This window comes from Metabacillus lacus, from assembly GCF_009674805.1.
GTDB lineage: Bacteria > Bacillota > Bacilli > Bacillales > Bacillaceae > Metabacillus_C > Metabacillus_C lacus.
Window position 1 is genome coordinate 76,825 of the sequence record NZ_WKKI01000002.1, and the last position, 10,145, is coordinate 86,969.

At 40.9% G+C, this 10,145-nt stretch carries 12 protein-coding genes; 4 read left to right on the forward strand and 8 right to left on the reverse strand.

What is annotated here, in order from left to right; translation table 11 throughout:
• Window positions 1-44: 44 nt before the first annotated feature.
• Window positions 45-1,268, forward strand: coding sequence for a sporulation integral membrane protein YlbJ (gene ylbJ, locus GJU40_RS01745; RefSeq protein WP_154306019.1), 1,224 nt, complete (start codon window positions 45-47; stop codon window positions 1,266-1,268).
• A 190-nt stretch (window positions 1,269-1,458) separates the two neighbouring features.
• On the opposite strand, the gene coaD is transcribed toward ylbJ, so the two are convergent.
• Entirely contained in the window at window positions 1,459-1,941 is a 483-nt protein-coding gene (gene coaD, locus GJU40_RS01750) for a pantetheine-phosphate adenylyltransferase (protein ID WP_154306192.1), read from the reverse strand.
• A gap of 2 nt (window positions 1,942-1,943) precedes the next feature.
• The gene (rsmD, locus tag GJU40_RS01755; RefSeq protein ID WP_154306020.1) at window positions 1,944-2,516 is read right to left on the reverse strand and encodes a 16S rRNA (guanine(966)-N(2))-methyltransferase RsmD; all 573 of its coding nucleotides are present in this window, start codon (window positions 2,514-2,516) and stop codon (window positions 1,944-1,946) included.
• 367 nt (window positions 2,517-2,883) lie between these two features.
• On the opposite strand from rsmD, the gene GJU40_RS01760 reads away from it, so the two are divergent.
• Complete coding sequence (locus tag GJU40_RS01760) at window positions 2,884-3,267, forward strand: DUF7147 family protein (protein ID WP_154306021.1); 384 nt, start codon at window positions 2,884-2,886, stop codon at window positions 3,265-3,267.
• An 84-nt stretch (window positions 3,268-3,351) separates the two neighbouring features.
• Here the strand turns inward: GJU40_RS01760 and GJU40_RS01765 are convergent, their stop codons facing one another.
• Entirely contained in the window at window positions 3,352-3,933 is a 582-nt protein-coding gene (locus GJU40_RS01765; protein WP_154306022.1) for an SCO family protein, read from the reverse strand.
• A 95-nt stretch (window positions 3,934-4,028) separates the two neighbouring features.
• Window positions 4,029-5,015 (reverse strand): nucleoside hydrolase, encoded by a 987-nt coding sequence (locus GJU40_RS01770; protein ID WP_154306023.1) that lies wholly within the window; start codon window positions 5,013-5,015, stop codon window positions 4,029-4,031.
• A 141-nt stretch (window positions 5,016-5,156) separates the two neighbouring features.
• On the opposite strand from GJU40_RS01770, the gene GJU40_RS01775 reads away from it, so the two are divergent.
• On the forward strand, window positions 5,157-5,651 hold the full coding sequence (locus tag GJU40_RS01775; RefSeq protein WP_154306024.1) for a PCYCGC motif-containing (lipo)protein: 495 nt from the start codon (window positions 5,157-5,159) through the stop codon (window positions 5,649-5,651).
• A 213-nt stretch (window positions 5,652-5,864) separates the two neighbouring features.
• Here GJU40_RS01775 and GJU40_RS01780 read toward each other — a convergent pair whose 3' ends face one another.
• From GJU40_RS01780 to ilvA, 3 genes are all read right to left on the reverse strand, one after another.
• Entirely contained in the window at window positions 5,865-6,707 is an 843-nt protein-coding gene (locus GJU40_RS01780) for a DegV family protein (protein ID WP_154306025.1), read from the reverse strand.
• A gap of 153 nt (window positions 6,708-6,860) precedes the next feature.
• Window positions 6,861-7,112 carry a DUF2535 family protein gene (locus GJU40_RS01785; protein ID WP_154306026.1) on the reverse strand — a complete coding sequence of 84 codons (252 nt, stop codon included), beginning with the start codon at window positions 7,110-7,112 and terminating at the stop codon, window positions 6,861-6,863.
• Window positions 7,113-7,308: 196 nt separating this feature from the next.
• On the reverse strand, window positions 7,309-8,577 hold the full coding sequence (ilvA, locus tag GJU40_RS01790) for a threonine ammonia-lyase IlvA (protein WP_154306027.1): 1,269 nt from the start codon (window positions 8,575-8,577) through the stop codon (window positions 7,309-7,311).
• 139 nt (window positions 8,578-8,716) lie between these two features.
• On the opposite strand from ilvA, the gene GJU40_RS01795 reads away from it, so the two are divergent.
• Window positions 8,717-8,947: a hypothetical protein gene (locus GJU40_RS01795; RefSeq protein WP_154306028.1), complete on the forward strand. Its 231-nt coding sequence runs from the start codon at window positions 8,717-8,719 to the stop codon at window positions 8,945-8,947.
• 4 nt (window positions 8,948-8,951) lie between these two features.
• Here GJU40_RS01795 and iadA read toward each other — a convergent pair whose 3' ends face one another.
• Complete coding sequence (gene iadA, locus GJU40_RS01800; RefSeq protein ID WP_154306029.1) at window positions 8,952-10,127, reverse strand: beta-aspartyl-peptidase; 1,176 nt, start codon at window positions 10,125-10,127, stop codon at window positions 8,952-8,954.
• Between the last annotated feature and the right edge of the window lie 18 nt (window positions 10,128-10,145).

Genomic DNA, 10,145 nt, shown 5'->3' on the forward strand with positions numbered 1-10,145 from the left:
GAATCCTTGACTATGTATAGAAACGGAGCCGACTAGGAGGAACTATGTTAACTTCATCAAAGCTCAGAACCCTATTACTTACTTTTATTATTTCTTTTCTGACCGTTAATATTATGTTACATCCGCAGATTTCCTTTGACGCTTCTAAAGCTGGTCTGAATTTGTGGTGGGAAATTGTGTTCCCTTCACTGCTCCCGTTCTTCATTGTTTCAGAGCTTTTGATCGGTTTTGGAGTAGTTAAATTTATAGGTGTGCTGCTTGAGCCATTGATGCGGCCTGTTTTCAAAGTTCCTGGTGTTGGAGGGTTTGTATGGGCAATGGGAATGGCTTCAGGTTTTCCTGCAGGTGCAAAGCTGACAGCCAGGCTTCGGCAGGAACAGCAGCTATCCAAAATAGAAGCGGAAAGGCTTGTTTCTTTCACAAACTCATCAAATCCGCTCTTTATCTTTGGAGCTGTAGCCGTAGGATTCTTTCACGATGAAACATTAGGAATTCTGCTTGCAGCCGCCCATTATTTAGGAAACATTTGTGTAGGACTAACGATGAGATTTTACGGCCGGGACGATCAGGAAAGCCATTACCTCAGAAACAAAAATAAGTTCCCTTCACTGATAGAAGCCTTCAGGGAAATGCATAGAACAAGAATAAAAGAAAACAGACCGCTTGGAAAACTGCTTGGAGATGCAGTTATTTCATCTATACAGTCCCTTTTGATGATAGGCGGTTTTATTATTCTTTTTTCTGTTTTCAATCGCCTTCTAGCTGTGATTCAGCTTACAGATCTTGCCGGTGCTGCAGCTGCCCTGCTGCTAAGTACCTTTAGCATACCTGCTGAACTCAGCATTCCGCTGATTTCAGGTTTATTTGAAACAACATTAGGTAATCAGCTCACAAGCCAAGTAAGTGCAGAGCTTATGCATAAAGGAATTATTGCAAGCTTCATTTTGGCTTTCAGCGGCTTTTCGATTCACGCACAGGTGGCAAGCATCCTGGCTCCTACAGATATTAGATTTCAGCCGTTTTTTTACGCCCGGATTCTTCAGGGACTGTACTCTTCTGTTTTTGCTTTTTTGCTATGGGATCCCTTGTACGAAGGTCTTCAAGCAGGCTCAAGCAATACAATTCCGGCATTTTCAATGTTCGCACAGCAAACATGGGCTGTTTCCTATTGGGAGATGTTATCGCACCTGGGGCCTTCCATCACCATTCTGTCTCTCCTTGTTTACATTATTGTCTATGCTCTTAGAATGGACAGAAAACCTGTCTGAATTTAACAGCTTTATGACAGGTACACATGATGATCAGAATGTAACAAAAAAAAGTGATGTAACATACATGGAATGATGCTGGACCCTGCTTGAGGCCGAGGGCTATAGGCTATGAAAAAACAGCACTGGATATATATCCAATGCTGTTTTTCATCTATCTAGTATTATGGTCAACTAAACTGAGAGGTTGTTACCCATTAAATTTCTCTATCAAGGCTTTTTCAACCGCTTTTGGCACTAATTCTGAGATGTTGCCATTGTATTTAGCAACTTCTTTTACAATACTGGAACTTAAAAAAGAATATTGATTGTTAGTCATCATAAAAAAAGTCTCTATTTCTTCATCCAGCACTCTGTTCATTGAAGTAATCTGCATTTCATACTCAAAATCAGAAACAGCCCGCAAACCCCTTACAATTGCACTGGCATTCTTGCTTTTTGCATAATCAATCAACAGCCCCTTAAAGGATTCAACCTCAATGTTGGGAAGCTCTTTTGTTACTTCTCTTAAGAGCTCGCATCTTTCCTCTACCGAAAAAAGCGGCTGCTTGGAAGAGTTATTCAGCACACATATATATACTTTGTCAAAAACATTTGCCCCTCTTTTTATGATATCTAAATGACCATATGTAACTGGATCAAAGCTCCCCGGGCACACTGCAATGCTTGCCATCTTCATCCCCCATCCCTGCTATCTGTTTTACTGTAGATTGTTATGCTTGTTGTTCCATAAATTTCTCTTTTGTAAACAGACAGACTTCCGCACTGTTCAGGCAATTTGGCATCCGAAGCCTGTTCAGCGATTACATAACCATTTTCCATCAGCAGCATGTTTTCGTCAATAAATTCTAAAAGCGCTTTCATTTTTTGTTGCTTATATGGCGGATCCAAAAATATGAATTGAAAAGAAATGTCCCTTTTCTGAAGAGCCTTTAACGCTCTTTCAGCATCATTGCGATAAACTTCAAAACAGTTCTTATCCATTTTTAATGCTTCAAGATTGCTATGTACAGTAGAAACTGCTTTTTGCTCCTTATCTACAAAAATGCATTTTTCTGCACCTCTGCTCAGCGCCTCTATTCCTAATCCTCCGCTCCCCGCATACAAATCCAATACGGTTCCTCCATCAAAATAGGGGCCGATCAAATTAAATAGAGCTTCTTTTACTTTATCAGTGGTTGGCCTCGTCGAAACACCTGAAACAGCTTTCAAAACCCGTCCTTTATATTTGCCTGATACAACTCTCATCTATTATTCACCACAGCTTTACATTATTCCTGTATTTTCGCATCCATAATACTAACACAGCTGCCTTTTCAATACAACAAATCAAGAGAATATAAAAATTTTTCAATTCATGTATAACATTTCTTTTTGCAGCCAATACTGTTTACAGACAGCATCGTTGATGTTGTTGCCAACCGCGGAGAAGACTTACGTTTCCCCATAAGTTCTTCCTCCGGTTTCTCCTCTCCCTTTGCCTTCTATCCTGTAAAGGATGAGAAGGACCCCGCCTGCGAAAGCCGGCGGGGTTTTTTTTATTCCCCTCCCGCTTCAATTATTCCTCCTTTTTTGCTACATTAGAGTTAAACACAGCGCTGAAAGGAAGACAAACATGATACAGAAATTTATAGAACTGGGAGAAGGCTACTCAGATTTATATGAGCTCCTAGAAACAACAAGAGCAAACAAACACAGGGTAACAAAGCTTCTTGCCCTGCATACGAAATTGAATGATAAGGAAGCAGCTTCCTTTTTGGTGATTATGAAACCTACAAATCCCGGTGATTTTCAGGCTGTCTATTTGTGCAGAGAGGGAATTTCAACTCCCGCAGCCTCCAAGCGGTATGCGCTTTTTCAGGAGCTTGCTCAAGAGCTGCAGCAGCAGATCATATCATTTGAAGTAAAGCCGTCATACACATTCAATGAATTGCAGCTGTATTATCAATATCTGACGGGTATTTTGAGGCTTAATCATATACTCCCGCCCATGAGATAATAAAGAAAACCTTTACAAAATCATACAGTTAAAAAAGATCCGTCATGAAGCCTCATCAGACAAGGCTTTCACTAGGATCTTTTTTCATTTGTGCAGCAATTTCATATCACTGACGATCTCTTCATAAGGAGTGTTCTCCACTCCGCTGTATGATTTCATGACTTTTCCGTTTGTATCTATAAGGTACAGGCTGGTACCGTGAATGACTTGATCCTCGGCTTCCGGTTTCTTTACGATAGTTTTGAAGCTTTTTCTCGCAAAATCCTCTATTTCCTTCTGCTGATAACCTGTTAGGAAAACCCAGTTGTCAAAATTTGCCCCAAATTTTTCTCCATAAGTTTTCAGCACTTCAGGCGAGTCTACTACCGGGTCTACACTGAAAGAGACAAATTGAACATCTAGCTGATTTTCAGCTGCCAGTTTTTGAAGCCGGGCCATATTGGCAGTCATAGGAGGACACACTGTTTCGCAAGAAGTAAAGATAAAGTTTGCCACCCAAATTTTACCCTTCAAGTCAGACAATTGAACAGCAGAGCCGCTTTGATCATTGTAACGAAAGGACTCCACCTGATAATTCAAAGAATCTTTCAAACCGCCGGCACCGCACCCGGTCAACAGAAAAGCTGAAGCGAACACCATTGCTGCAATAACTTTTATTCCACTCATCCCTAATCCCTCTCACAACGCTTTTGATTGAAATTTTATCATTTGTAAAGCAATGAGAAAAGAGGCTGCAGGAAAATTCAAGAAAACTTCTTATTTTACAAACCTGAATTCAGCTCTGTAGAGGGAAGGCTCTTCATAACAGCGAGATAATCAGCCTGAAACCTTTCCTGATCAAACCTGATGGCTATTCTGTGCACAGGATAGTCCTCAAGCTTCTGAAACGGCCGGAAATCCCCAATACTGAGCCCTCTTGCCCCTCCCATACTTGTATCTACCTTTACTGGTTTTTCAACATATTCAATGGAGCCCGGATGAGTGACTGCCCACAGTGTCAGGACGTCATGCAGGGGGCTTCCTTCTATTGCCGGAACACGTTCTTTGTAAAACTGATAATAATAATCCAGCATCGGTTTATAAATTTCACCTATCGCGTCTCCCCTGATCTTGTAGAATTGATCCAGTTCGTCGACCGTCTGTGGAGTGATAATAGCGTAGTTGGTCACATTAAGCGGCAAGATGGTCACATTTTTGGCAAGCGTAAAGACAATATTAGCAGCAAAAGGATCACCATGAATGTTTGCCTCGGCTATTGGTGTTATGTTGCCTGGATAGAGAAAAGCCCCTCCCATTATGTAATACTCGTTCACAAGCTTCATTACTTCCGGGTATAGTACAAACGATGTTGCCAAAGACGTCATTCTTCCTACATTCACGATTGTTAAATTGTTCTGGTATTTTCGGATCACATTTGATGTTTCCAAAAAATTTTCTAAAATATTGTCCTCGCCATCTTCTGAAATATGAGGAATAATTGGCCCTAAGCCATATTTTCCATGAATCTCAGGATAGTAAACAGGCGTTTCCCCCGTCAGCGCCTGCTCAGCACCTACAATCACCGGGACATCCTCCCGTGATATAACCTTTCTTAAATAAAGCGCGGTTTGCATAGCCGTTTCCTTAGGCACATTTCCATAGTCTGCAACAATTCCAACAATGTTTACTTCGCTGCTGTAATAACCGTAAAGGAGAGCTGCAATATCATCTATACCAAAATCAGCAAAAAGTAATACATTTCTGCTCATATTCATCCCCTTCCAAAAACCGCTATAGTGCTAATATATACATAAATGTCGCAATCATTTCACATGAATAGTAAATAAAAACTGCCCCAGACTTTTCAGCACTTGTGATATAGTTATAAAAAAACAAGGAGGGGGTAAAGTATGTACAAATTTTTTTTGGCGGCTATTACATTATCAAGTCTGATTCTTTCGGCAGGCTGCTCCGGCAATGCCTCCGGTGACGGGGAACAGCATCAGCACAAACCTTCATTTGTTCATGCGGATATACATGAAGAAACAGCCTCTTTGGGAGAGCTTCCATCTTTTTTGCAATCACATCCGGAAGAAGTGAAAGCTGTTTATGCAGCTGCGGCTCAGCATGAAGAGCTCTTAACACACATTCCGTGTTATTGCGGCTGTGGAGATTCTGTTGGGCATAAGCACAGCCACCATTGTTTTATAAAGGAAAGGAAGGAAAACGGAGCGGTTGTCTGGGATGACCACGGAACCAAGTGCAAAGTGTGCCTTGATATTGCAGCTGCGTCAATCATTGAGCTGAAAAATGGTAAAACCCCATTGGAAATCAGAAAATGGATTGATGAGAATTATCAAGAAGGCTATGCCAATCCAACACCATCACCAATGCCTTCTGTTTAATGGACAGCAGCTCGAGATTTTTAAATGTCACTCTGTATGTATTTATAGCAGAGTGACCAATACAGCTGTGTTTGCAGATTTGAAGACCTTCTGATTTGAAGGTCTTTTTTTAACCGCGCTAATAAAAATACTCCCTTTAGGGTTTACAGATTGATTTTACCTTCAATCTGTCTGCCTAAAGGGAGCATTAGGAGTACACCAAGTGTGATTCTGTTATTCAGCCAAATACATAAAGCCGATTGCGCCAGGACCAGTATGTGTAGAAATGGTCGGAGAGGTGAAGGAAATTTCCACTTCCGCAGAGGGAGCTGCACTTAAAACAGCTTCCTTCACTTTGTGAGCAAGCTCCAAAGCATCTGCATGGGCTATTCCTACAGCTTTTACTGTTTTTCCTTTTACGTCATCAGCAAACTGTTTGGCCAAAAACTTAACAATTTGAGAATGGCTTCGTACTTTTGTAACAGGTGTGTAGACACCGTCATCAAGGGAAGCAATCGGTTTGATGTTCAGGAGCGAACCAATCATCGCCTTTCCCCTTCCAATTCTGCCGCCTTTCACCAAGTTGTCCAGCGTATCTACAGTGACAAACAAATGTGTGTTTTGTTTGATAATCTTCAGCCTTTGGAGAATTTCTTCCTTGGAAGCACCTTCCTCGGCCATTTTGGCAGCCTCCAGAACCTGAAATCCAAGAGCGTAGGAGATAAACTGAGAATCAATCACAGAAACAGAGGCATCAACCATACTCGCTGCACTCTCTGCAGAACGAACTGTTCCGCTCATTCCACCGGTCATATGAATGGAAATAATTTCACTGCCGTCTTCTGCAAGTTTTTCATATACTTCAACAAATTTACCTACCGCAGGCTGAGAGCTCTTTGGAAGTTCCTCGGATTTTTTCATCCTTACAAGAAATTCATCCGGTGTAAGTTCAACTCCATCAATAAAAGTTTCACCATCAATGGTAATTGTCAGCGGAACTATATGAATGTTGTACTTTTGAATCAATTCTTCTCGGACTGCAATTGTTGAATCTGTAACAATTTTAACGTTTGGCATCTCTTCACATCCCTATCAATCTCACTAACTTGTATTATACCTTCAAATGCAGATGTTTCAATCCATTTTAGGATTATTGCACAAAAAGTAGCTTTTATAGTAGTTATTATACCCAAAAAAACAAAATGAGACTGCTTAAGCAGTCTCAGAGTCCTATGCATTGTTTTTCAGAATAGCAGTCTGGAATATAGCATCGTAATCAGGCCATTTCAGAACCTTTTTAAGATATTCCCGGAATGAATACACACTCTTTTGGCTCTCTCTCTGGTAAATAGACGTTAAGAATGTCTGCAAACGTATTTCAAGCATAAAGTAATATTGATTATGCTTGGGCAAAACCGGTATCTCAATGATTTTTACCTTCTGTCCATCATTTCTTTTGAACTCCAGGCTTTTCAATAACAAGCTATCAATCCTCTTTTTATCCCGTTTCCTATATTATAACGTATCTGTTTGCCGAAGTCTGTCTAAACATGTTAAGAAATTATAAAATTTTCAGTCATGAAAGAGCTTCATTCCAACTTTTGCAAACGCTTAACGAGTTAAAGCTTTACTTCAAATGCAGGTGATGAGAGAAGAAGAAGTTTCTGCAGATAATTCGTTAAATCAGCAAATGAAACAGCTGCTTATCTTTGTTAATTTCCATATATGAAAAACCTTTTTTGTCCATTCTGCTAATCAGCGGAAAGTAGTCTTCTTTTTGTTTTAGTTCAATTCCTACAACAGCAGGGCCGCTTTCCTTATTATTTTTCTTTGTATATTCAAACCTGTTAATATCATCCTGAGGACCCAGCACCTCATCCAAAAATTCTCTAAGCGCGCCTGCTCTCTGGGGGAAGTGAACAATAAAATAGTGCTGCAGCCCTTCGTAAATCATCGATCTTTCTTTTATATCCTGCATTCTATCTATATCGTTGTTCCCTCCTGAAATAACGCATACCACTGTTTTGCCTTTAATTTGGCCGCTATACATATCCAGGGCTGCAATGGGGAGGGCTCCTGCCGGCTCTACCACGATTGCATCCGTATTATAAAGCTTTAAAATTTCTGTACATACTCTTCCCTCAGGAACCAGAACAATATCCTTAATGATAGATTTGCAAATTTCATATGTTAAGCTGCCTACCTTCTGGACTGCTGCACCATCTACAAACTTTTCAATCTGCGCTACCTCAACAACCTTTTTTGAATCAAATGCAGCTTTTAACGAAGCTGCGCCTGCAGGCTCTGCGGCTATTAAGGACGTTTGGGGCGACACTGCATGAAAATATGTGCCAAGTCCGGCCATGAGCCCTCCTCCTCCCGCACTTGCAAACAGATAATCAACAGATTCCGGGCAGTCGTTTAAAATATCAATGGCCATTGTTCCCTGACCCGCGATCACGTCAAAGTCATCAAAAGGATGAATAAAAGTCCTGCCGTTACTTTCGCAATATGACAGAGCTTCATGATAAGCATCATCAAAAGTGTCACCTGTTAAGAGGATTTCCACTTGATTTCCGCCAAAAAGCCTAACCTGATCCACCTTCTGCCTTGGAGTAGTAGCAGGCATAAAAATACTTCCCCGAATATTTAATTGTGAACAAGAATATGCAACACCCTGAGCATGATTTCCAGCACTTGCACAAACAATACCTTTTTCACGCGCAGCTACATCCAGCTTTTTCATTTTGTGATAAGCCCCGCGAATTTTAAATGATCTCACAATTTGAAGATCTTCCCTTTTTAAATAAACACTGCAGGCGTATTGGTCGGAAAGCCGCTGATTTTTCTGCAGGGGCGTGTGCACCGTAACATCTTTGATAAGCTGATGAGCCTTGATTATATCTTCCACTCCAGGTAAAACCGGATTATTTAAAGTAACGTCCATTTCTTCATCCCTTCCGCTAACTGATACTATGTATTAATGTGACATTATAACATGAATATTCATAATTAAAAGATAATTTAAGAAAGTTTTTTTCGGGAATGCTAATAGTATTAATCATAGTTAAGAAAGGATGAGAATAATGGAGTTTCATATAAAAGGAAAAGACGGAGCAGTACCCTGTTTGATCACTGCAGATGAAGATAACGGACGGTACATGATTAGAAAAGAAGATACCAGCGGCGAGGTTTTTAACGATAAAACATCACTGATCAACTGGATTGAGCAGTACTGGACACCTCAGCAATTTGAAAGTCCTGCACAATTTCATGAAATTCTTCAAACTTTAAAACAAAATAAAGAAGAGCAGTAAATATTTACTGCTCAAAATACCCTTTTACAATTGCACGTCCCTGCTTCACCATCATGTTTCCGCGTGCAAAAACTGTGTCAATCAGCAGCGTCTCAGAATTCACAATCACCAGGTCGGCATCAAGATTTTCTGCGATCCGGCCTTTTTGCTTCAGCTTAAGAATGCTGGCAGGATTTTCAGTAATGACTTTAATGGCAGTCTCAACTGGTATACCATCTTCAAGAATTGCATCTCTGACTTCCTTGTATAGAGAAGAAACCCTGCCAAGCTTTAATCCTCTCAATTCGCCATTCGTATCAAAATCAGGAAGACTCGCCTGTCCGTCTGAAGTAAAAGTAATCTGTGAAACAGGAACTCCGCTTTCAAGCATTCTCTTCAGTCCGGTGCTGCACTTTATTTCCCCCTCTTCGAGAAATTTAGGGATTGTGCTGGTCGTCATATCGACAAATCCTCCTTTTTTTGCAAAAGAAATACCAGCTTCAAAAAGGTAAGGATTTCTGTTTATATGCGTCGGATAAAAACTTGTTAACGGGATATCAGTAGTCTCCGCCACTTTCTCCAGGAGAGAGAGAGCCGATTTACTGTCCCCCAGGTGGACATTCACAATTCCCGCTTTGCCTGAAAGCATTCCGCCCAGTCTTGCAGAAGAAGCGATGCGGGCCATTTCCTCAACCGAAGGCTGCGACGAGCGGTGGTCACTGATGGCAATCTCACCGGCACCGATTACCTTATCTATTAATAGTATGTCGTCTTCAATGTTTCCTGTTAATGTTTTTACAGGCACCTGATAGCTTCCTGTATGAACATAGCTGGATATTCCTTCTTCTTCAAGCGCTCTTGCTTTGCTAATAAGCGCACTCATTGTTCTGGTTGTTCCGTCTGTACCGATGACACCAATTACTGTTGTGATTCCTGCCTCAGTAGCATCAGACAGCTGCAATTCCGGTGTACGCGTTTTATAGCTGCCCTCTCCACCGCCGCCAATAATATGGACATGGGAATCGATAAAACCCGGAAAAATCAAGTGCCCCTTTGCGTCCACTCTTCTGCTGATATAGCGCTCCGGCAGATCAGCAGATTCGTCTAATACGGCAAAAATCTGTTCTCCAGCTAATAGTATATCTTTCTTTCCTCTAAACTCAGGATCATATAAAATACCATTTTGAATTAAAGTAAACATTTCTCTCTCACTCCTTTT